Below are 23,020 nucleotides of genomic sequence, written 5' to 3'. Positions count from 1 at the left end.
GAAATTAGCGGGAAACCATAGAGGCTAAAATATACGGGAAATAATGGTATTAAAATAAATCCTGAGACAAGTTCAGAATAACGATCGAGGGGACAAATCACCTGAATTCATGAAAATTCATGATGATTTCATATTAAATATTTACTTTCGCACGTTAAAAGCTAAAAAACGGTAAACCAAACAAAGGCCAAAGCTTATTTTATTTAAAAACCACAACACACGTGTCAGATAGTTTAGTCATCATTCCCACCTACAACGAAAAGGAAAACATCGAAAAAATCATTAGAAAGGTTTTTTCTTTGACACAGCCTTTTCATGTTTTAATTATTGATGACGGTTCTCCTGATGGAACTGCTGAAATTGTAAAATCATTACAAAGGGAATACGAGGGGCACTTATTTATTGAAGAACGGGCAGGCAAACAAGGTTTAGGCACCGCATATATTTATGGCTTCAATTGGGCATTGCAACATGATTATGCCTATATTTTTGAAATGGACGCCGATTTTTCTCATAACCCTGAAGATTTACTGCGTTTACGCGAAGCCTGTGTAAACGGCGCAGATGTAGCCATTGGCTCGAGGTATGTTAAAGGTGTGAATGTGGTAAACTGGCCAATGGGCAGGGTTTTAATGTCGTATTTTGCTTCCATGTACGTACGTATCATTACCCGGATCAACATTCAGGATGCTACTGCCGGTTTTAAATGTTACCGCAGGATTGTGCTCGAAACTATCCCGCTAAACAAGATTAAGTTTGTAGGTTACGCCTTTCAGATCGAAATGAAATTCACCGCCATTAAATTTGGCTTTAAGGTAGTTGAAGTTCCGATCATCTTTACCGATCGTACTGAAGGAACATCAAAAATGAGTACCCGCATTTTTAGGGAGGCTTTTTTCGGTGTAATCCAGATGAAAGTTTCGAGTTGGTTCAGGAACTATAGCAGGAAAGCTTAAGTTTGAAGCTGGAAGTTTGGAGTTTAGCACTAAATTCAGGACTTTCCTTTAGACTCCCGTATCATTGTACCAAAATCCTGTTCTTTATCCATTGCCTTAACAGTCATTACTATTCTCTTGGTACGCGTAGCTTCTGTTTTAGCCTGGTTAATCCAATTGATATAATAGTTTTGGTGCGATTTAGGCTGTTTTAAAAAGTTTTGGACTAAATGCGCTTCTTCTGACAGGCAGATTTCAAGATCTTCAGGCATTTCAATTTTAAAATCTTTATCTTCTTCCAAAGATAATTCTACAACTGCCCCGGCTTCTTTTTTAAGTTTTTTTCGCACATCGCTTTTTAAAGCTATAATAAAATCGCCCTCTCCCATTGGCAGAACTGCCATACCGTTAATCTCCAACTGATCTATCTTTCCCTTCACCCTGAAACTCTTTTTACAGTTGGGTTTAATTCCGTTGGCTAAAGCAGCCGGGATAAATACATAACTCCAGCCCGTTTTTTCGCCCATGGTTTCGAAACGCTCTATTTCTGCTTTGAAATGGATCATGAGTTTAAATATAGAAATTCTATTGAAGAAAAACCATTAACGATACAATCGTTTAGCTATTACGCACGCGTTTGGAAACGCGCGCAAACAAAAAGATTCTTCCAACTTCGCTTATCAGAATGACAAGAAAATAAACAACCCAATGAAATTGCTTTACTAAAAAGTCGGGACAAGCTTTCGTTCCTGCCCCGACAATGATCTCAATTAATAGTTTCCTGTAACACCAATCTCTAATCCCCTGAGTTCAGCAAGACCTCTTAATCGCCCTATGGCCGAATACCCCGGATTGCTTACTTTGGCCAGGTCATCCAACATCTGGTGCCCATGGTCTGGGCGGAAAGGGATGGCCTGATCGCGTATTGCATTTTCTGCGGTGAGCGCTTTCATGATCTCGTACATATTTACATCGCCACCTAAATGATCGGCTTCGTAAAAACTGCCGTCTTCATCTTTTTTAACGTTACGCAAATGTGCAAAATATACCCTTTCTTTAACCGCATTGAAAATTTCCAAGGTATTATTCCCCATACCGGCACCTAAGGAACCTGTACAAAAACAAACACCATTAAAAGCCTGGTCCACTTCCTTAATAATGTAATTAAAATCTTCGAGTGTACTTGCTATTCTTGGTAAGCCTAAAATGGCATAAGGTGGATCATCTGGATGGATGGTCATTTTGATGCCTTCTTCGGTACAAACCTCGGCAATAGATGATAAGAAAAACTTCAGATTCTCTTTCAAACCCTGTGTTCCAATCGCTTTATACTCATTAATGCTGTTGCGCAGGGTTTCCAGTTCAATTTCTTTTTCGTTCGGGATGCCCATTAACACATTGATGCGGAGATCAACCAGCTCCTGTTCGGTCAAGCTGGCAAATTTAGCGGCAGCCCGATCTAAAACAGATTTTGAATAATCTGCCTCCGCCCCTTCGCGCTTTAAGATATAGAGATCAAAAATGGCCAGATCGATCCAGTTGAAATAAAGTGCCTTTGATCCATCGGTCATTTCGAGATCCAGCTGTGTACGTGTCCAATCTAATACCGGCATAAAATTATAACAAACGATCTTAATACCGCAGGCCGACAGGTTGCGCAAAGAACTTTTATAATTTTCGATATACTGGCCTGCATCGGCCCTTCGGGTTTTAATGGCTTCGTGTACGGGAACGCTTTCTACTACCGACCAGGTTAAACCTGCAGCCTCAATAATGGCTTTTCTTTCCCGGATATCTTCCAAAGGCCAAACTTCGCCATGCGGAATATGATGTAATGCTGTTACAACTCCTGTAGCACCTGCCTGTTTAACATCTTGCAGGCTAACCGGATCATTAGGGCCATACCAACGCCAGGTTTGTTCTAATTTTTTCATGATATATGATTACACTGATTTATATGATTGCACTGATGAGCTGATTTTAAAAATTTTCACGGTTAAACCCATCCTTAAACGCCGGAGAATGCGGTAAATCCACCATCCACTTTAATATTTTCACCGTTTACAAATTTAGCGGCGTCACTCAGCAGGTATACCAATGCTCCGATTAACTCTTCGGGTGCACCAAAGCGTTTAAATGGGGTTTTTGCAATAATGGCCTGCCCCCTTGCGGTTAAAGAACCATCGTTATTGGTTAATAATGCCCTGTTCTGGTTGGTGATAAAAAAGCCAGGCACAATGGAATTTATCCTGATTTTATCCTGGTAACGGTTGGCCAGCTCAACAGCCATCCATTTGGTAAAACAATCTATTGAAGTTTTGGCGAGTGAGTAACCCAATACGCGTGTAACGGCCTGATTAGCAGAAACCGATGAAATATTGACGATACTTCCTCCATTTTTTGCGATTTCTCTTCCGAAAATCTGCGTAGGCAACATGGTTCCGAATAAATTGAGGTCAAATGCCTGTTTCAGGGCTGAAATATTAATGTCAAAAATATCGCTTCCGGGCTGGATTACTGCCTCGGCAATATTACCACCTGCTGCATTCACCAATGCATCTATCCGCCCGTATGTTTTGATGATTGTTGTATTCGCATCTATCAGTTGCTGTTCATCCAGTACATCGGCAATAATATAAATCGCTTTACCGCCTGTATCAATTACCTCTGCTACCCTTTGTTTAGCCACCTCTTCGTTTCTCCCGATCACCACGATGGTGGCTCCGGCTGCACACAAACCATTAACAAATGCCTCACCTAAAACACCTGTAGCCCCGGTAACAACTACTACCTTATTTTCCAGTGAGAACAGGCCTCCAATTTCTTTTATCATCTTTAATGTCTTATAATATTATATTCAATTCTGATCTATCTCTTCAATACTGCACAAGCATATATCATTCTTTCAAACAACTACCGCCGGGACTGAACTTTATTTTTTACTTCTAAGCAAAGCTTCCAGATAATAATAATCGGCATAATTGATCGGTACATCTATTTCGGATTTGGCTGGACGATGCCCTGTACTATGGGTTAAAATGAAACCATAGTTTGAACCAATTTTACCCGTATATTTTGTTGTGAGTGAGTTTAAGATCTTATCGGCTGCCGCTTTATATTTTTTAGCGTGTGCACTGTACGTTGCCAGCTCATAAAGTGCAGAAGCGGTAATGGAAGCAGCAGATGCATCTCTTGATGTTTCAGGGATTTTCGGATCATTGTAATCCCAATAAGGAATTCCGTCAACAGGGGTAATTTTATTGTTCAGGATAAAATCTGCAATCCCATCGGCCTGAGTTAAATAAACCCTATTTTTAGTTTCGCGATAACACATGGTATAACCATATAACGCCCATGCCTGTCCCCTTGCCCAGGCGGATTCGTTTGCATAACCCTGTGCCGTTACTTTCTGAAGCACTTTACCTGTCAGGGTATCGTAATCGATAACGTGGTAAGAACTAAAATCAGGTCTGAAATGGTTTTTTAAAGTGGTATTGGCATGCGTTACCGCAATTTTGTAAAAAGATGAATCGCCCGTTAACCTGGTGGCTTCGAACAAGAGTTCAAGGTTCATCATATTATCGATAATTACCGGATATTTCCATTTATCGCCATTATGATCCCAGGATTTGATCACGCCTGCGGTAGCATTAAACCTGGTTGATAAGGATTTTGCGGCCTGGATAATTACCGCCCTGTAAGCCGGATCGCCTATTAAGCGGTAGCCATTACCAAACGGGCAATAGATCATGAAACCCAGATCGTGTGTTCCTTTGTTAAACTGCTCCGGCTTGATGTCTTCAGTATACTTTTTGGCCAATTGCAGCCATCTTTTATCCTTTGTGTATTGATAGAAATACCAAAGTTCAGCCGGGAAAAATCCGCTGGTCCAGTCTCCGGATCCCACCATTTTAAACTTTCCGTTTTCTACCGTACGTGGCGAAACCAGGTTAGGCTTCACTTTCCGTGCCGAATCTACATTTTTGATCAATACATTGGTTTGTTCGGCTGCCGATGCAAAGGCCTTGGCTACATTTAATTGCTGAGCCTTTACTGTATTGAAAGACAGAATACTTAATGCGATTGTTATTAATTTCATCTTCATGTTACAACCAGATTAATAACTTACGGATAGTAAAGGGCTGCCTACTAATTCCATCGGTATGCTTTGATCTCATTTTACCCTCCATAATTTTTTAAAATGGCGACACAATTTATTTATGTTATTATTTGTATTTAACCTGCATCTGATCATAAAAATCCTTCAGCACAAAAAATGCTTTCTTTTTCTGACCTGTTTCACTGATCAACCCTTTACGGTTCCAAAAATTCTGATAGATCGGGTGCTGTCTCCGTGGCGACCTGAAATCGGTTAAGATCCATGGCGTCATGCCGCGCAAGGCACCGATTTTGCTCAACATTATTATCTGGTTTTTATATAAGGCCTCCTGGTATTCTTCACTCCAGCGGGTATTTTCATCAGCATGGAAACCAGCCAAAGCGCCACCACCGAATTCTGAAATCACAACCGGCTTTTTATATTTGATATCGAAATTGTATTTGACAATTTCGGACGGGTTACCGCCAGAGTACCAGCCAGCATATTCATTAAAACTAACCAGATCTATTTTTTCGCCCAGAGGATCATTTAATATCATATTATTTCCTTCGCGGTGCACCTCTAAAGCAGCGGCAATCAAACGAGTATCATCCAATGCCCGGGCAGCTTCAGCCAAATTGCTCATAAAACTCAAACGGGCATCGCTTAGCGGCGTTTCATTCCCGATCGACCAGACAATTACACTTGCCCTGTTTTTATCGCGTACAATTAAATCAGTCAGTTGCTTTTTGGCGTTAGCATAGGTTGCGGGATTGGTCCAGCTGATGGTCCAGTAAACAGGCACTTCGGCCCAAACCAGTAAGCCCATTTCATCAGCAAGGCGGATCATCTCTTCATTATGCGGATAATGCGCTAATCGCACGTAATTACAATTCAGGTCTTTAGCCCATTGCAACATCATACGCATATCTCCTTCTGAGCGCAAACGCCCGGCTAAAAGCGGATTCTCATCATGGAGTGATATTCCTCTTAAAAAAACAGATTTACCGTTCAGCAGAATGCTATCGCCGTTGACCTGGATGGTTCTGAAACCAATCTTATCATTGATATTTTCTTTATCACTTTTGATATTTACCTCATATAATTTCGGTGTTTCCGGCGACCATAAAATTAAATTGTTCCAGATAAATTCGTCAGCTATTTTACCTTCGTTATCCGTTTTATATTTCCTTTCAAGCTTAAGTTCGGGGATGGACAACGTAATTTCCTGACCGGCGGTTGCATCAGCCAGTTTTGCCGAGAAATTTAACAGGTTATTATTTCCCTTTACCAACTGCAGTTTGTAATCACTGATAAAATGCTCCGGAAATTCAGCTAAAAAAACATCGCGGGTAATGCCACCATAATTCCACCAATCGGTATTTACGGTTGGGATTTCATCCTGCCTGCGGATATTATCGACCTTAAGTACAATGGAGTTTTCGCCAGTTTTTAAAGTATTGGTCACATCAAACTGGAACGGGGTAAAACCGCCTTTGTGCACGCCAAGTTTTTTCCCGTTAAGGTAAACATGTGCTTCGTAGTTTACCGCTCCAAAGTAGACGAAATATTTTTTTCCTTTTTCGGGTTTTGCGTCAAACTTTCTGCGCAGCCAGATATTACCTTCGTAAAGTTCTAATTTTTCTGACTGCGAATTCCAATCGCCGGGAACGTTCATTTGTGGCGAATGGTCAAAATCATATTCAATCAGTTCTGATTTATCTTTTTGCACTTTATCATCATAAAAACCTCCGGATCCACTTTTAGACTGATCAAAAGGATCATGACGATAATCGTAATAACCATTTTCGTAGGGATCTATAATATAATTCCATTTCCCATTAAGACTCTGTATTTTACGGCCTTTAATGTTCTGTATAGCCGTAACCTGACCGTAACTGAATGATGAAAGAAGCGAAAAGCAGATTAAAAATACGCTATAGGTTGTTTTTAGCATAACTTAAATTTTAATATGATTAATTGATCGTTTCAAAACTAACAATTAATTGCGGACGGTTTCGCTTCCGCTGGCCTAAATTTGAGCATTATTATGTTTTCGCCTGGTTGTATTACGCTAACGAATTTAGAAAAGCTAAATAGATTAATTGATTTAAAGTGAACCAAAACAGGCTAAAAACAGATTAAAACCCTATTTCAAACGTTTGAAATAATGGCATTTTTTCTTAATTATGCATAGCGATCGGAAAAGATGATGAACAATACACCCATAACCCTGAAATTCTTGGCTGAAAAGTTAAAGATGTCAGTTTCTACGGTATCAAAAGCCCTTAATAATTACCCTACCATAAATGCATACACGAAGCAGCGTGTTCAGGAAATGGCCCGCGAGCTAAATTTTACGCCCAATAAATCTGCCATCAACTTAAAAGAAAAGAAATCACGTATTATTGGAGTAGTCCTGCCCAACCTTTTAGACCACTTTTTCACCAGAAGTATTGATGGCATAGAGCAAGTAGCAACACAAAATGGATACAATGTGATCATCAGTCAATCGCATGATGAGCTGGCAAAGGAGATACAATCGGCAAATATGCTGTTAAGGAGTCGTGTTGACGGTTTGATTGTAGCCATTTCGAAACAAACACAGGATTTTGCACACCTAAATCAGTTTGAACATATGGGCATTCCGGTAGTTTATTACACACGCAACCCGAGTTTTAATTTAAGCTGCCACAAGGTTTTGGGCAACACTTTTCAGGGTTGCTATGAGGCCACCAAATTTTTGATCGACAGGGGCCATACCAAAATTGCTTACCTGGGCGGTCCAAAAATGACCAATTTTACACACGACCGTTTTAATGGCTATATTCATGCCTTAAAAGATAATGATGTCCCTTTTTCAGCAAAATTTGTTGCTTATACTGATTTTGACAAGGAAAATACCATTGCTGCAATTAAGAATTTATTTGCCGATCCAGACCATATGCCCACTGCACTTGTAGCTTTTAAAGAACCTATTCTTTTTGATGCCATAAAATACCTGAAATCATCAAACCATCCTAACTTTGATAAAATCGAAAGCATAGGTTTTGGAAACAATGCATTTATCAATTACCTCGATTCGCCCCCTATCGCCTCGATTGAAGAGAACCCCGAATCAGTAGGTGAAAATGCCATTAAACTCCTGCTCCGGTTAATCAACAAGGAAATCGATATGAAAAAACATCAGAAGGTAATGGTGGACTGTAAGTTAGTGGTGCACGGGTAAGCGTTTGGTAAAAGGCGTTTGGCGTTTTGTTCGCAGCTTCTGTGCTTTCTGTACTGTCAGGTGTTACCATCTGACTGTTTTTTTTGCTTTCTTTTACGCCTGATCTATTTATACAGTGTAAGATGGAAACATCTTACACCACTTAAATCTTACACCACTTAACAATACTAATTCAACGAAACTGCACTGCTATTCATTTGACTTCTGTGCCGCTCGTTATACACAAATGCCGCAACAATTAATAGCCCTGCAATTCCTTCAAAAGCAACCACCACCTGCGTACCGAAAAGATGAGCCAGATAACCCATCAACAAACTGCCAATTGGCAACACGCCCTGATATGCCATAATATAGTAACTCATTATCCTTCCCCTCATTGCATCATCGGCATGGGTTTGCAAATAAGTGTTAATAGATGAATTTTGAGCCATCAAACCCAGAGCAGCTAAACTTGTACAAACTAATGCGAGAATAAGTGATGGTGATATGGCGAGTGCCACAACGGAAACAGCCAGCAAAACACCCGACAACATGACGATTTTCTGCAGATTCTGACCTGCTTTTAATGTAGCCATATAAATGGCCCCGAAGAACGCCCCAAATCCAGCAGCACTTTCGAACCAGCCAAATGTTGTAGCATTTCCGCTGAAAATATCTTTTGCAAAAACGGGTAACAAAGTAGTAAAAGGGATAACCAGTAAACTTGATACAGCCATTGTTAATACCATGGCAGCCAGGTCTGGCGATGATTTAAGGTAATCATATCCTTTTTTAAGGTCAACCCAGATATTTTCCGTTGACTTTTGATGCTCGGTAAGTTTAAGCTTCATCATCACCATGCAAGCTAATACCGCGATAAAACTTATAAAATTGATGATAAAACAGATATCCTCTCCTAAGGTACTTAAAATCACCCCTGCCAGCGCCGGACCAATTAGCCTGGCCGCATTAAACATTGAAGAGTTGAGCGCAATGGCATTGGGCAAATCTTCTTTATCATCAATTAAATTTACCATTAACGATTGGCGTGCCGTCACATCAAAAGCATTTACCAGGCCCTGAACCAGCGAAAGTGCTGCAATCCAGAACATATCGTACACTTTAAACCAGATCATTAACGCCAGGGCGCCAGCCTGAAGCATCAGAATTACCTGGGTAATCACCAATATTTTATATTTATTATGCCTGTCTACATAACTTCCTGCATAGGGCGCCAACACCAGAGAAGGAATTAAACTTAAAAAAGTAATCAATCCCAATAAAAAAGCTGACCCTGTTAAACGGTAAACCAGCCAGCTAATGGCAACACGCTGCATCCATGTACCAATTAATGAAATGGCCTGACCTGTAAAAAACAGCCTATAATTATAATGCCTTAACGAACGAAAAATACTCATGATTAAAATAGTAAAGTAACTTTACAAAAATACAAAACATGAAAACAATACTAAAGCCAAAAAATACAATTTTTATCATTTTAAAATCAAAAATTGAGTATTACAAAAAGCCACCACCATTTATGATTAAAAATAAAGCGCTATCTTTGTAAAGTATATTTACCAATAGAATGCCAACTCAAACACAAGAAATTGCTGCAAAGTTAAGAAGCACGATTACCCGCTTAACCAGGGCGTTGCGCAAACAGAACGTAAGTTCAGAATTTAGCAATGCAGAAATATTAACCATGTCGCTATTGGAGCAACATGGCAAATTGCTTTCTACGGAGCTGGCCGACATGGAAAGGGTATCTAAACAGGCCGTTTCTCAGATCATCAACCGACTTTTCGATGCCAAATGTGTAGCACGATTCCCCAGCGAGGAAGATAAGCGAAAAGTTTTTATCGGATTAACCGAACTTGGAGAAAAACATCTTATTGCCACCCGAAAGATAAAAGAAGAGTGGCTGGTTCAAACCATGGAAAAAATCTTTTCTTCAGAAGAAATCAATTTGATACAGGCTTTCCTGCCATTACTTTCGCGACTGGTAGAACACCATGATGCAAAGACATAGTTTTTCTTTTTCCCGTTCGCTAAATAAGCCTTATCTTGCAACCTTAAATGGCACTGTATTTCACCTCAATTAATTCGGGCAGCAATGGCAATTGTTACTACATTGGTAATGATCATGACGCCGTTTTGGTTGATATTGGCCTGACCTGCAAAGAGGTTGAAATCCGCATGAACCGTTTGGGGCTGTCTATCAGTAAAGTAAAAGCAATCTTTATCTCGCACGAGCATAGCGATCACATCAAGGGCTTAGCCGTTTTTGCTAAAAAATACAAACTCCCCGTTTACATTAGTACACCAACTTTAAGAAACAGCAGGCTTCTGCTCGACGCGAACAACACCTTTTCCCTTAGTCACCAGCAACATATTCAGATCGGCAGTTTAAAAGTTGCTGCTTTTTCTAAATTCCACGATGCGGCCGATCCCTACAGCTTTACGGTTGAATGTAACGAAGTACGTGTTGGTGTTTTTACAGATATAGGCTCAGTATGCGATCGACTGATTGCACATTTTAAAAATTGCCATGCCGCTTTTTTAGAGGCTAATTATGATGCACAAATGCTGGAAAACGGTAGCTATCCTTATTTTTTGAAGAGAAGGATTACAAACGGCCGCGGCCACCTCAGCAATACACAGGCTTTAGAACTGTTCATCAATCATAAAGCGCCGTACATGAGCCACTTATTATTGAGCCATTTATCAAAAGACAATAATGATGCAGCCCTTGTGGAAAAACTTTTCAAAAATGTAGCGGGCGATACTTTTATCAAGGTAGCTTCAAGACATGAAGAATCGGAGCTTTATTACGTTACCAATAGCCAAAACACGCCGGAACCTTATTCTTTCGATCCAAGTCTGTACCAACCGGCACAGCTCAACCTGTTTTAGCATCTCGAGTCAAAAACAACTGCAATTTTTATAAATGATTAGACGGCTTCGACTATCTTAGATAGTTAACCACTATTCAATAATAAAACACCAATAAATCGTCGATAGATTTATTTTTTTTCAAAAACTTTTTATGCGGACAGGCGTTATATATATACTTCATAAATAGTTTGTTTGGTTTATTTGGGGCTTATGGATTTAAGCCCCTTTCTTTTTTTAACCGGTCACATTCCAGGCTAGCCATGGTTTCATGCTGAGTTTATTTTACAGTATAAATAGTGTTTTCAATTGCGTTGTAGCTACCTCGCAGTCAGCATTTTGATTGCAGCTAAGACCCTTAAATAAATCTTACAGTTATCGAATCAGGGTGACCTCCAGCTTAAGCAAATATTCACCTAGAAGCTGCAAATACCAATTGAACTTATGTTAATAAACGAAAAAAAGGCAAAATGGCTATTTACCACTTTACCTTTTAATTATTTGTTGAGCGAAAGATCAAATCAATCTTTCCCTTTTACATCATCCATTTTTCATCCTTTACAGGTATTTGGTAATGGCTTCATCAGTAGGTTTTGTTTTTGAACGGAAACGGTGTACCAACTCACCTTTTTCGTTGATTAAGAACTTCTCAAAATTCCATTTGATATCGCCCTGCTCTTCGGTATTGGTCTGAGATGTTAAATATTTAAATAATGGGCTGATATCATTGCCTTTAACGCTGCTTTTTTCGGCCAGCAAAAAGGAAACATTGTACTTTCCGGTACAAAATTCTTTAATTTCTGCATTGGTAGAAAATTCCTGACCGCCAAAGTTACCTGCAGGGAAACCGATTAGTACTACTTTTTTACCATATTGTTTCTGAAGTTTTTCTAAATCTTCATACTGCGGTGTGAAACCACATTTAGATGCAGTATTAACAATCAAGATTTTTTTGCCTTTAAATTTAGAAAGTTTAATTTCCTTGCCATCAATGGTTTTGAAGCTGAAATCGTAAACATTTTTTGGTGGCGACACCAATAAGTTTAATAGGATTAGAATAGTGCTGATCATCGTTTTTTTTAATTTAATATACGAATATAGCCACAAATAGTTTTTACAAGTGTGATTTGCATGTAAATTAATGTATCCGCTACCAATTATGTCGAATTCCTGTCACTATTGAGCTATTTTATTATCGAACACTATTAATAGTGTGGAAATGAAAGTGTGGGTGTTCTATGTGATAATTGGTTTTGCTACCGCTTATTTCTCCGCTGCGCAGTTGGCTGTTCCGTTATATTATCAGATTAGTTAATAACAGGTTATTGATCTTCTGTAACCCCAGTTCGGCATAAAGCTGATAAAACCGCAATACTAGTAAAGGCCATGCCACCTAAACCCCAGTGAAGCGGGAAACCTGGAGACCGGGGAATGGCGGTTGCGGATTTGAAGCAACAGGCGGGAGCAGGCCTTAGCTATCCACCACCGAAACTGCCTTTCAAAAAGAATTAAAATCAGATTAAAACCGACTGATAATCCCATATATTTTACCAACATTTAAGATTTTTTTTGTATTAAATTCTCATCGGGTTTGGATTTGTGCCCTAATTATAGCTTTATTTGCACAAAAACGTATTTCATGGCCAAAAATTTATTAATCGTCGAGTCACCCGCAAAAGCTAAAACTATTGAAGGCTATCTAGGTAAAGATTTCCTGGTGAAATCTAGCTATGGCCATATCCGTGATTTAGTTAAAGGTGATATGGCGATTGATATCAAGAATAATTTTGCCCAAACATACGAGGTGCCTGCCGATAAGAAAAACGTGGTTTCTGAATTAAAAAAGCTAGCTAAAGAAGCCGAAATGGTATGGCTAGCATCCGATGAGGACCGCGAGGGAGAGGCCATTTCGTGGCACTTATTCGAAACTTTAGGCCTGAAAGTGGAGAAAACAAAACGTATCGTTTTTCATGAAATTACCAAACCGGCCATTTTAAAAGCAATTGATAGTCCGAGAGGAATTGATTATAACCTGGTAAACGCTCAACAGGCACGCCGTGTGTTAGATCGTTTAGTGGGTTTCGAACTTTCTCCGGTGTTATGGAAAAAAGTAAAACCATCACTTTCTGCAGGCCGTGTACAATCGGTAGCGGTACGTTTAATAGTAGATAGAGAGCGTGAAGTTTTAAACTTTAACGCTACTGCTGCCTATAAAATTACCGCTCAGTTCTCAACCGGAAAAGGAAAAGAAATGGTAAAGGCAGAACTTCCACAGCGTTTTGAAAATGAGGCTGAGGCAGAAAAGTTTCTTCAGGACTGTGTAAATGCTAAATTCGATATCACCAGTTTGGAAACAAGGCCTGCCAAACGCAATCCTGCAGCTCCATTTACCACTTCTACCCTACAGCAAGAGGCCTCCAGAAAATTAGGTTTTTCGGTAGCACGAACCATGCAGGTAGCGCAAAGATTATATGAGGCCGGTAAGATTACCTACATGAGAACAGATTCGGTCAACTTATCAGAAACTGCTGTTAATGCCGCTGCCGCCGAAATTAAATCAGCTTATGGCGAAAAATATCATCAGCCAAGGGTATATAAAACCAAATCGGCAGGTGCACAGGAAGCGCACGAAGCCATCCGCCCTACTTATTTTGACAGACATACGGTAGATGGTGATATTTCAGAAAAGCGTTTGTACGATCTGATCTGGAAACGTTCTATTGCATCGCAGATGAGCGAAGCGTTATTCGAAAAAACCACAGCCCAGATTACTGCATCAACCAGAAAAGAACACCTAGTAGCTGAAGGTGAAGTATTAAAGTTCGACGGCTTTTTAAAAGTTTACCTGGAATCTACGGACGATGATGAAAACGAAGAAAAAGAAGGTGGTGCCATTTTACCTCCTTTAGCAAAAGGGCAGGAATTATTTTTAAAAGAAATGCAGGCCACCGAGCGTTATTCCCGCCCGCCAGCCAGATATACTGAGGCCAGCTTGGTTAAAAAGCTGGAAGAACTAGGCATTGGCCGTCCATCTACCTACGCTCCAACGATTTCAACGGTACAAAACCGTGGTTATGTAGTAAAAGAAGATAGAGATGGCAAAAAGCGCAATTTTACGGCTATTGTTTTAGCAGATGGAAAAGTAAAAAAAGAAATTAAATCAGAAATTACCGGCGCTGAGAAATCAAAACTCTTCCCAACTGATATTGGTGAAGTGGTAAACGATTTTTTAGTGGAGCATTTTAAAGGAATCGTCGACTTCAACTTCACCGCAAAGGTGGAGAAAGAATTTGATGAGATTGCACAGGGGTTACAGGAATGGACCAAAATGTTGCACTCGTTTTATAACCCCTTTCATACTGAAGTAGAAACAACACTCGAAACCGCAGAACGTGCCACCGGCGAGCGATTGCTGGGGGTAGATCCGGCAACTGGTAAAAATGTATATACCAAGGTTGGAAAATTTGGCCCTTTGGTTCAGATCGGAGAATTGGATGATGAGGAAAAGCCTCGATATGCCAGTTTAATGCGCACACAGTCTGTCGCAACCATTACTTTAGAGGAAGCGCTGGAACTGTTTAAACTTCCTTTCCAGCTCCCTGATTTTGAAGGCAAAGAGGTAATGGTTGGGGTTGGCCGTTTTGGTCCATACGTTAAATGGGGCGAAAGCTTTATTTCTCTTCCTAAAAACGAAGAGCCTTTATCGTTAACTTATGAACGCGCAGTTGAAATTATCAAAGAAAAAATGGATGCCGATGCACCTATTGCTTTTTACGAAGGTTTAGGCGTAACAAAAGGAAAAGGCCGCTTTGGTCCCTTTATTAAATGGAACGATCTCTTTATCAATATCCCTGCAAAAGGATATGATTTCGATAATTTAAGCCAGGAGGATATCAATACCTTAATTAGCAAAAAAGTAGAAAAAGAGGCCAATAGGTACATCAAAACCTGGGATGCCGAAAAAATTTCTATTGAAAATGGCCGTTGGGGACCATTTATCCGTTTTGGTAAACAGATGCTTAAATTACGGAATAATGAGGCCACCAAGCAAAAATATACGCCGGAAGAACTGGCCGACATCGATTTGGAAACCGTTAAGAAAATGATTGTGGAGCAGGTGCCAAACGCTTTCGAAACGAAGAAAAAAGCACAGGCAAAGAAAAAAGCGGCACCGGCAAAAAAGGCAGTTGCAAAGAAAAAATAGGCCAGAATTAAATGATTTTAGGATGGTAGGATTCTCTCATCCAAAATAAATTATACAATTAAACAGTTAACCCAGTTGAAAGCAGATTTACCTGAAAATATAGTTGAAGATATTGCCATGGCCGTTGTTTTGATGGGTGAAACACCCGAAGTAAAAAACTGGACGGTTTATCTTGTTAATCTTAAAAACGAGCCCTTAACCAATGTATTGATCAGCTCTAAAGGTTATGGTGAAAAAGATGGCAAGCAGGTAAAAACCTCCGTGTTAAGACACTTTATTGGCGATATGGAAGCCAATTCTTTTGCAGGAGTAGAAGCCATTGATCCGGAAGTTTTTGGCTTAACCAACGAATATTGGTTAAGTTATTACATCGGCAGTACCATTTACGATAAAAAATTTATATTTCTGCCTGAAAGCATTATTGATTCTAATCTGATCAAAATACCTTTAGTGAATAAACCTGGAGTGATGATTAAATAGTTTGGGGTTTGGAGTTTCGACTCCCCAGTCAAATTCAGTTTAAAAAATTAGTCTTATACACGCGTAAGTCGCTCGTAAATGACTTAGGTCTTAAGACTATTGACTAAATACTTCCAAACTATCCTAGGGCACCTTAACCGCCTGCCTTCCAAGCAGCTTCCATCCAGCCTTTTCCCTGCTCCAGATAAGGAGGATGTACAAATTTACGTTCCCTCTTATGCCCTTATCATTGGTTTGAGCCATTAATTTATGTCTTACCAATGCTGTATTTCCCTGGATAATTGTTTTAGGATCGCCCAGAACAATATCATCTAAAAAATCAGATTCACCGGAAAGCAGCGAATGCATAAACTCTTGCTTAGTTTGTACTTTTCCGCTTGAATGACCATAACTTAAATTATTAAGTAATAACTTATCTAAGCCTAAGCTATCCGGATGAATCATTAAGTCTATAAGTTGATCTACCGCTTTGTTAACTTCCTTTTCTGCATTTGTCTTCTGCGCAAAACAAAAAGTTGTAGAAATTAGTAAACACGAAAAAATAAAGAGTTTTTTGATCATACCTGGTCATTTAAAGTTGAAGTTGTAAACATATCCAAAAGCCTTTACACGAGCAACATATTCGTTATAATTTTCCACATTATTCTGTTTAACGTTGAATTTAGTTAATTTTCTGATGAAATATGGTTTTAACGGTCAAAATAGATTAATTACGGCATAGCAATTGCTCCAACCGCAAGATTATATCTCATGTATCTTAACGAATTTCATTTATGGAACAACCATCTACCTACCAATCGTCCTCAAAAAAGAAATTTATTTTTATTGGCTTGCTTGCTGTTTCGATAGCGTCAATTGTATTTATTTATTTCAATAAAAAAAGAAAAGCAACGAAGAAAACCAGGCTTACGCAAAATACATCGAAGCCTACACTTCTGGTACCATCTCTAAAAAGAGTTTCATCCGCGTACACCTGGCAAATGCTGCAACAGGTATGCAGGATCTGGGAAAAGCAGACACAAGGGAGCTTTTCGACTTCTCACCATCCATCTCTGGAAAGACCTATTGGATAGACCCTCAAACCGTTGAGTTCAGACCTGATGAAAACCTTAAACCAGGCAAAAACTACGAAGCTACCTTTAAACTTTCAGAAGTTTCTGATACAGAAAAAGGTCTGGAAGATTTCGATTTCGAATTCAAAGTCATTACTCCAGGGCTAATCCTTTCTCAAAACGGATTGGTTTCTCAGAATAATACTTCTCTGGATTACATGAAACTCACCGGTGAAGTGGCCACTGCTGATGTGGAAGAAACCAGTAAAATAGAAAAAACACTCTCACTGGATTTTGATCAGAAATTAAAAATTAAATGGCAACATGATCCAGCTAAAAATAGTTCGAAATTCACCATTGATAGCATTAAAAAAATAGGTAACGACCAAACATTAAAAATAGAATGGGATGGTGATGCCATTGATGCAGATCAAAAAGGTGAAGTAGAAATTCGCGTTCCGGCAATCAACAAATTCGAAATCCTGGACATGAAGGCTATCCAGGGTGAAGAGGATTATGCCCTGGTTCAGTTTTCTGAACCAATTGGGGTTGGTCAGGATTTAACCGGTATGATTACCCTGGGCAATTTGGGTGATTTGAGGTATACCATTGATGCCAGTCAGGTTAAAGTCTATGCTGCAGAAGAGCTGAAAGGCAATTATGCACTTAACGTAAACGCCGGGGTTGAAAATATCAACGGGAAAAAATTGTCTGATGGCAAAATGGCGAATCTTGTTTTTGAAGATAAATTACCAGCGGTGACCATTGCGGGTGCCGGTACCATTTTACCGAACTCCGGAAAGCTGGTTTTACCTTTTGAAGCGATTAATCTAAAAGCCGTTGATGTTACGGTGATTAAGATTTATGAAAATAATATCCCCCAGTTTTTCCAGACCAATAGTTATAAGGATGGTAACGAGTTGCGACGGGTGGCTAAACCCATCCTGCAGAAAACGGTACGTTTAGATGAAGACAAGGCACTTAACCTTCATAAAAAGAACCGTTTTACACTTGATCTGGATAAAATGATCCGTACGGAGCCCGGAGCTATGTACAGGGTTACCATTGCGTTCAGGCAGGAGTATAATGCCTACAATTGTAAAGCCGGGGAAGATAAATCCGATGGTAGCGATGAAGAAAGCGAATACGGTGATTATGAAGGCTACGGTGAAAAAATTGATGAGGATGATGATTTCTGGCAGCGTTACAACAATTATTACCCGTCTGATTACAGGTGGAATGATAAAGATAATCCATGTACACCATCATTTTATACCAGCCAGCGCTGGGCGAGCAGAAACTTAATTGCTTCAAATATAGGTTTGGTGGCCAAACGTGGTAATGATAACAGCATGCTGATTGTAGCAACCGATTTATTAACAGCCAAACCATTAAGTGGTGTAAACCTGGAATTAATGGACTACCAGAAACAGATTATTTTCACCACCAAAACTGATGGCGATGGTTTTGCCAAGTTTGATCTTAAACGCCAGCCATTTTTGTTGATTGCCAAAAATGGTTCGGAACGTGGCTACCTTAAATTAGACGATGGCAGCTCGCTGCCTCTAAGCAGATTCGATGTGGGTGGTGATGTTGTTCAAAGCGGATTAAAGGGTTTCATTTATGGAGAACGCGGAGTCTGGCGACCAGGCGATAGTTTATTTGTCTCCTTTGTTCTGGAAGATAAACTCAAAAAACTTCCCGCTAATTATCCGGTAACCATGGAATTTTACAACCCTAAAGGTCAGCTTTACAAAAGGTTGATTAATGGCAAGCCATTAAATGGGTTTTATACCTTTAAAACTGCTACAGAAAGTACTGCACCAACAGGAAACTGGATGGCCAAGGTAAAAGCAGGCGGTGCTACATTCACCAAAACTTTAAAAATTGAAACCATAATGCCAAACCGTTTGAAAATTGATTTCAATATTGGCAACAGAACATATTTAAGTGCAGGAACGTCAGCCGCTACCCTATCGGCCAGGTGGCTTTTTGGTGCTGTTGCACAAAATTTAAGAGCAAAAGTTGATGTAAACTTAAATACTACCGAAACCAAATTTAAAGGTTTTGATGGTTTTAGCTTTGATAATCCAACGGTTAACTTCGAATCGCAGGTAAAAACCATTTTTGAAGGCACTTTAAACCAAAACGGTACTGCTCAGGTCAACACCAACCTGAATGAGAATAACACCGCGCCTGGTGTGTTAAGGGCAAATTTTACCACAAAAGTTTTCGAACCCGGCGGTAATTTTAGCATCGATAATTTTAGCATTCCTTATCATGTGTACAACAGTTACTTAGGTATCCGTACCGAAAAAGGCGACCGCCTAAGTGGTATGTTGGTTACAGGTAAAGATCATAAAGTGGAAATTGTTAATGTAAATACCGATGGAAAATTATTGACCGGAACCAAAACAGTTACCGTAGAATTATATAAAACCCAATGGCGCTGGTGGTGGGAACAGGATGACCAGTATACTTACGCCAACTTTACCCAAAATCAATACAACAAATTAGTTGAAAGTCATCAGGTAAATTTATTTAATGGCAAAGGAAGCTGGAATTTACGCGTTGATGAACCGGAATGGGGCCGTTATCTGATTCTGGTACGCGATGTAAACGGCGGACATGTTACCGGAAAATCAGTTTATGTTGATTGGCCGGGTTGGGCACAGCGAGAACAAGGCAGTAATCCAACAGAAGCCTCCATGTTATCGTTCACCGCTGATAAAGAAAAATTCACCGTTGGAGAGGATATTACTTTAACCATACCAACAGGTAAAAATGGAAGAGCGCTCATTTCAATTGAAAATGGAAGCCATGTGTTAAAAACGTTCTGGGTAGATACCAAAGCCGGCCAAACACAATTTAAATTCAAGGCAGAAAAAGAGATGGCACCTAATGTTTTTGCCAACATTACTTTATTGCAACCGCACGCACAAACGGTTAACGATTTACCGATCAGAATGTATGGCGCTATTCCACTTGCTATAGAAGATCCGCAAACGACTTTAAAACCGACCATTAAAATGGCCGATAAGATTAAACCGGAAACCGAAAATACCATTACTGTGAGCGAACAGAATGGCAAAGCCATGACCTATACCATTGCACTGGTTGATGAAGGTTTGCTTGACTTAACCCGGTTTAAAACGCCTGACCCACATGGTGTGTTTTATGCCCGCGAAGGTTTAGGTGTTAAAACATGGGATTTATTCGACTATGTGCTTGGCGCCTGGGGCGGGAATTTAGAACGAATTTTAAGTATCGGCGGTGATGGAAGCATCAACAAAAATTTAAACCCGGCAAAAGCCAACCGTTTTAAAGCGGTGGTTAAATTTATGGGGCCATTTGCTATAGGTAAAGGCGAAAGTAAAACGCACAAGTTTAAATTGCCACAATATATTGGCGCCGTAAGGGCTATGGTAGTTGCCGGACAGGATGCGGCATATGGTTTTGCAGAAAAATCAGTTCAGGTTAAAAAACCTTTAATGGTTTTGGCCACCCTGCCAAGGGTTATTGGCCCTGGAGAAAGTTTCACTTTACCGGTAAACGTATTTGCCACAGAGAAAAACCTCAAAAATGTATCGGTACAACTGCAGGCCAATAATTTAATTGTTCAGGGCAGTAACAGGCAACAACTTTACTACAAACAAACAGGTGAACAAATGGCCTATTTTGAGGTAAAAGCACCAAATACCGTGGGTATTGCCAAAGTGAAAGTAATTGCACAAAGCGGAGCCGAAAAAACAGTTTATGATGTGGAAATGGATATCAGAAATCCAAACCCATATGTAACCAATGTGGTTTCTGCAACCGTTCAGCCACACACCAAATGGGCAGTAAATTATTTACCAATCGGAATGACGGGTACCAATTCAGGTTCGCTGGAAGTATCTTCTATCCCGGCAATTAACCTGGGCAAAAGACTGAGTTACCTCATTCAATACCCACATGGCTGTATCGAGCAGACAACTTCGGGCATATTCCCTCAGTTATTCTTAGATCGTTTAAGCCCATTGAACCAACAGCAGAAAGCTAAAACGGAAAAAAACATCAAAGCTGGAATAAATAGGCTTAAAGGTTTCCAAACGACTGACGGTGGTTTATCTTACTGGCCTGGCGAAGGTACATCGGATGAATGGGGAAGTAATTATGCCGGTCATTTTTTAATTGAAGCACAAAATGCCGGTTATACCCTTCCCGTTGGTCTTTTAGATGAGTTATTGCGCTTTCAAAAATCAAAGGCTACAAACTGGGCGCCAAACAGCAATAATTTTTATGGCGGCGATTTATCGCAAGCATATCGTTTATATGTGCTGGCACTGGCTAAAAGACCAGAGATGGCAGCTATGAACCGTTTGAAAGCTTTCCAATATTTATCTGTAGCTGCGAAGTGGCGTTTGGCAGCGGCCTATAAACTAGCCGGACAAAATGAGGTGGCTCAAAATATGATCAAAGGCCTGGATACATCCGTTCAGCCCTATAAACAATTGGGAGGAACTTATGGCTCTGATGTGCGTGACGAAGCTATGATTTTAGAAACGTTGACGTTACTTGGTCAGAAAGCAAAAGCAGCAGGTTTATTGCAACCTTTAGCAGCCAAACTGGGTGAAAACACCTGGTATAGCACACAAACAACTGCCTATAGTTTATTGGCTATCGCTAAATTCTGCGGATCCAACCAGTCGGCTAATAAGCTGCAATATCAATATGTATTGGATGGTAAGTCTGCACCTGTAAACTCGACGCAATATATCAATAGTACACCGGTAAGCTTTAAAGGAAATACGGCTTCGGTTACCAATAATGGAAATAATGTACTATTTGTACGTTTGGTTTTAGAAGGACAACCAGTTGCTGGTCAGAATAACTTTTTACCTAACCGTCCTGATGTTTTAGACATGAGCGTGAACTACAAACGTTTAAATGGAAAAGTTTTAGATCCCACTACCCTGAAACAAGGAACAGATTTTTATGCCGAAGTAACCATCAAAAATCCTGGCAGAATGGGTTATTACGAACAGATGGCATTAACACAGATTTTCCCTTCTGGATGGGAAATCATCAATACCCGTGTAAATGATAACCAAAGTATCCTGGCATCATCTCCTTTCACCTATCAGGACATTAGAGATGATCGTGTTTTCACTTATTTCAATGTAAGGGAAGGCGAAAGTTTGGTTTATAAGGTACTGCTTAATGCTTCTTACCTGGGTAAATACTATCTATCGGCCGTTCAATGTGAAGCGATGTATAACAATGATATTTCGGCTACTGAACCTGGCAAATGGGTGCAGGTGGTGAAATAGGCTTATTTTAAAAAGCCTCGGTTCGTGTCACCACGAACCGAAACTTTATCTATTTATTGCTTACATTTTTTCCTAAATAGAAATTTAATATCAATGGATAAATTATTTGAAGCAAGAAGAAAGAATTATATTGAAATTGGAAAAATTTATTTTTGGACGGCAACCATCAACAAATGGCAAAAACTATTAGAGAAGGATATCTTTAAACAGATTATATTAAATTCATTTGAATATTTAAGCAAATTGAATAAACTTAATATTTTCGCTTTCGTCATTATGCCTAATCATATACATGTAATTCTGCGGACTAAAGAGCTAAATGGAAAAGAAACCGTTCAAGGTTCTTTTTTAAAATATACAGCTCATGAGTTTAAAAAATTATTAAGTCCTAGTGAACTTGTTCATTATTACAGAAATGCGATTAATAAGAATTATGAATTTTGGCAGAGAGATTCTTTAGCAATACATTTATACACTCCAAAAGTTGCGTATCAAAAGCTAGACTATTTGCACAATAACCCTTGCACAACACATTGGCAGTTGGCAACGGAGCCTGAAGAATATTTATATTCCTCGGCATCTTTTTACGAAAAGAATGAATTAAGATATGCTTTTTTGAAGGATTTAAGATTAGAATTTTAGAATTTAAAAATGGTTCGTGATGACACGAACCATGGCATGGGTTAATAGTAGTGCCGGCGATTATCATCAAATTAGAAAAGGACAAGTTGATGTTATAATTATCGATTAAAAAATATTTAACAAACGAAACAATGTCGTAGCGAGACGCTACAACTAGAATAGTTGTAAAGTAAATTAACAAATAAATTTCAAA

The 23,020-nt window shown here is 39.5% G+C and carries 16 protein-coding genes; 8 read left to right on the top strand and 8 right to left on the bottom strand.

From position 1 onward, the window contains the following. Positions 1–221 precede the first annotated feature (221 nt). Positions 222–956 carry a polyprenol monophosphomannose synthase gene (locus tag DV942_RS22500; RefSeq protein WP_145861244.1) on the top strand — a complete coding sequence of 245 codons (735 nt, stop codon included), beginning with the start codon at positions 222–224 and terminating at the stop codon, positions 954–956. A gap of 35 nt (positions 957–991) precedes the next feature. Here DV942_RS22500 and DV942_RS22495 read toward each other — a convergent pair whose 3' ends face one another. The 5 genes from DV942_RS22495 to DV942_RS22475 all read right to left on the bottom strand — a co-directional run bounded on the left by DV942_RS22495 (position 992) and on the right by DV942_RS22475 (position 6,991). Then, positions 992–1,501 carry a YdeI/OmpD-associated family protein gene (locus tag DV942_RS22495; RefSeq protein WP_145861242.1) on the bottom strand — a complete coding sequence of 170 codons (510 nt, stop codon included), beginning with the start codon at positions 1,499–1,501 and terminating at the stop codon, positions 992–994. Between the two features lie 204 nt (positions 1,502–1,705). Next, positions 1,706–2,869, bottom strand: a complete 1,164-nt coding sequence (uxuA, locus tag DV942_RS22490; protein WP_145861240.1) for a mannonate dehydratase — start codon at positions 2,867–2,869, stop codon at positions 1,706–1,708. A gap of 74 nt (positions 2,870–2,943) precedes the next feature. After that, positions 2,944–3,768 carry an SDR family oxidoreductase gene (locus DV942_RS22485; protein ID WP_145861237.1) on the bottom strand — a complete coding sequence of 275 codons (825 nt, stop codon included), beginning with the start codon at positions 3,766–3,768 and terminating at the stop codon, positions 2,944–2,946. Between the two features lie 99 nt (positions 3,769–3,867). Then, positions 3,868–5,040, bottom strand: a complete 1,173-nt coding sequence (locus tag DV942_RS22480) for a glycoside hydrolase family 88 protein (RefSeq protein ID WP_145861236.1) — start codon at positions 5,038–5,040, stop codon at positions 3,868–3,870. A gap of 121 nt (positions 5,041–5,161) precedes the next feature. Beyond that, positions 5,162–6,991 (bottom strand): glycoside hydrolase family 2 protein, encoded by a 1,830-nt coding sequence (locus tag DV942_RS22475; RefSeq protein WP_186462377.1) that lies wholly within the window; start codon positions 6,989–6,991, stop codon positions 5,162–5,164. Positions 6,992–7,294: 303 nt separating this feature from the next. Between DV942_RS22475 and DV942_RS22470 the strand changes: the two genes are divergently transcribed. Then, entirely contained in the window at positions 7,295–8,263 is a 969-nt protein-coding gene (locus DV942_RS22470; protein ID WP_450091362.1) for a LacI family DNA-binding transcriptional regulator, read from the top strand. A gap of 167 nt (positions 8,264–8,430) precedes the next feature. Here DV942_RS22470 and DV942_RS22465 read toward each other — a convergent pair whose 3' ends face one another. After that, positions 8,431–9,660 carry an MFS transporter gene (locus tag DV942_RS22465; RefSeq protein ID WP_145861232.1) on the bottom strand — a complete coding sequence of 410 codons (1,230 nt, stop codon included), beginning with the start codon at positions 9,658–9,660 and terminating at the stop codon, positions 8,431–8,433. A gap of 170 nt (positions 9,661–9,830) precedes the next feature. Here DV942_RS22465 and DV942_RS22460 point away from each other — a divergent pair, with 170 nt between their 5' ends. Together DV942_RS22460 and DV942_RS22455 are read left to right on the top strand one after the other, a co-directional pair. Further along, entirely contained in the window at positions 9,831–10,274 is a 444-nt protein-coding gene (locus tag DV942_RS22460; RefSeq protein ID WP_145861230.1) for a MarR family winged helix-turn-helix transcriptional regulator, read from the top strand. Positions 10,275–10,321: 47 nt separating this feature from the next. Beyond that, complete coding sequence (locus DV942_RS22455; protein WP_145861228.1) at positions 10,322–11,158, top strand: MBL fold metallo-hydrolase; 837 nt, start codon at positions 10,322–10,324, stop codon at positions 11,156–11,158. A 537-nt stretch (positions 11,159–11,695) separates the two neighbouring features. On the opposite strand, the gene DV942_RS22450 is transcribed toward DV942_RS22455, so the two are convergent. Then, positions 11,696–12,208 (bottom strand): glutathione peroxidase, encoded by a 513-nt coding sequence (locus DV942_RS22450; RefSeq protein WP_090980040.1) that lies wholly within the window; start codon positions 12,206–12,208, stop codon positions 11,696–11,698. Between the two features lie 568 nt (positions 12,209–12,776). Between DV942_RS22450 and topA the strand changes: the two genes are divergently transcribed. After that, a complete protein-coding gene (gene topA, locus DV942_RS22445) occupies positions 12,777–15,341 on the top strand; it encodes a type I DNA topoisomerase (RefSeq protein WP_145861226.1) in 2,565 nt (854 codons plus the stop codon). A 75-nt stretch (positions 15,342–15,416) separates the two neighbouring features. Then, positions 15,417–15,821, top strand: coding sequence for a hypothetical protein (locus DV942_RS22440; protein ID WP_090980043.1), 405 nt, complete (start codon positions 15,417–15,419; stop codon positions 15,819–15,821). 123 nt (positions 15,822–15,944) lie between these two features. On the opposite strand, the gene DV942_RS22435 is transcribed toward DV942_RS22440, so the two are convergent. Then, complete coding sequence (locus DV942_RS22435; RefSeq protein WP_145861225.1) at positions 15,945–16,382, bottom strand: nuclear transport factor 2 family protein; 438 nt, start codon at positions 16,380–16,382, stop codon at positions 15,945–15,947. Positions 16,383–16,815: 433 nt separating this feature from the next. On the opposite strand from DV942_RS22435, the gene DV942_RS22430 reads away from it, so the two are divergent. Together DV942_RS22430 and DV942_RS22425 are read left to right on the top strand one after the other, a co-directional pair. After that, complete coding sequence (locus DV942_RS22430; RefSeq protein ID WP_145861223.1) at positions 16,816–22,185, top strand: alpha-2-macroglobulin family protein; 5,370 nt, start codon at positions 16,816–16,818, stop codon at positions 22,183–22,185. Between the two features lie 93 nt (positions 22,186–22,278). Beyond that, the gene (locus DV942_RS22425; RefSeq protein ID WP_222431135.1) at positions 22,279–22,827 is read left to right on the top strand and encodes a transposase; all 549 of its coding nucleotides are present in this window, start codon (positions 22,279–22,281) and stop codon (positions 22,825–22,827) included. The last annotated feature ends 193 nt before the right edge of the window (positions 22,828–23,020 follow it).

This window comes from Pedobacter suwonensis, assembly GCF_007833675.1.
In the GTDB taxonomy this organism is placed as follows: domain Bacteria; phylum Bacteroidota; class Bacteroidia; order Sphingobacteriales; family Sphingobacteriaceae; genus Pedobacter; species Pedobacter suwonensis.
This window is presented reverse-complemented; position numbering and strand designations above follow the sequence as displayed.

Excerpts from the sequence above, each read along its gene's own strand:
- DV942_RS22495 (WP_145861242.1), bottom strand. The coding sequence starts at position 1,501 with ATGATCCATTTCAAAGCAGAAATAGAGCGTTTCGAAACCATGGGCGAA.
- uxuA (WP_145861240.1), bottom strand. The coding sequence starts at position 2,869 with ATGAAAAAATTAGAACAAACCTGGCGTTGGTATGGCCCTAATGATCCG.
- DV942_RS22485 (WP_145861237.1), bottom strand. The coding sequence starts at position 3,768 with ATGATAAAAGAAATTGGAGGCCTGTTCTCACTGGAAAATAAGGTAGTA.
- DV942_RS22480 (WP_145861236.1), bottom strand. The coding sequence starts at position 5,040 with ATGAAGATGAAATTAATAACAATCGCATTAAGTATTCTGTCTTTCAAT.
- DV942_RS22475 (WP_186462377.1), bottom strand. The coding sequence starts at position 6,991 with ATGCTAAAAACAACCTATAGCGTATTTTTAATCTGCTTTTCGCTTCTT.
- DV942_RS22470 (WP_450091362.1), top strand. The coding sequence starts at position 7,295 with ATGTCAGTTTCTACGGTATCAAAAGCCCTTAATAATTACCCTACCATA.
- DV942_RS22465 (WP_145861232.1), bottom strand. The coding sequence starts at position 9,660 with ATGAGTATTTTTCGTTCGTTAAGGCATTATAATTATAGGCTGTTTTTT.
- DV942_RS22460 (WP_145861230.1), top strand. The coding sequence starts at position 9,831 with ATGCCAACTCAAACACAAGAAATTGCTGCAAAGTTAAGAAGCACGATT.
- DV942_RS22455 (WP_145861228.1), top strand. The coding sequence starts at position 10,322 with ATGGCACTGTATTTCACCTCAATTAATTCGGGCAGCAATGGCAATTGT.
- DV942_RS22450 (WP_090980040.1), bottom strand. The coding sequence starts at position 12,208 with ATGATCAGCACTATTCTAATCCTATTAAACTTATTGGTGTCGCCACCA.
- topA (WP_145861226.1), top strand. The coding sequence starts at position 12,777 with ATGGCCAAAAATTTATTAATCGTCGAGTCACCCGCAAAAGCTAAAACT.
- DV942_RS22435 (WP_145861225.1), bottom strand. The coding sequence starts at position 16,382 with ATGATCAAAAAACTCTTTATTTTTTCGTGTTTACTAATTTCTACAACT.
- DV942_RS22430 (WP_145861223.1), top strand. The coding sequence starts at position 16,816 with ATGCAGGATCTGGGAAAAGCAGACACAAGGGAGCTTTTCGACTTCTCA.
- DV942_RS22425 (WP_222431135.1), top strand. The coding sequence starts at position 22,279 with ATGGATAAATTATTTGAAGCAAGAAGAAAGAATTATATTGAAATTGGA.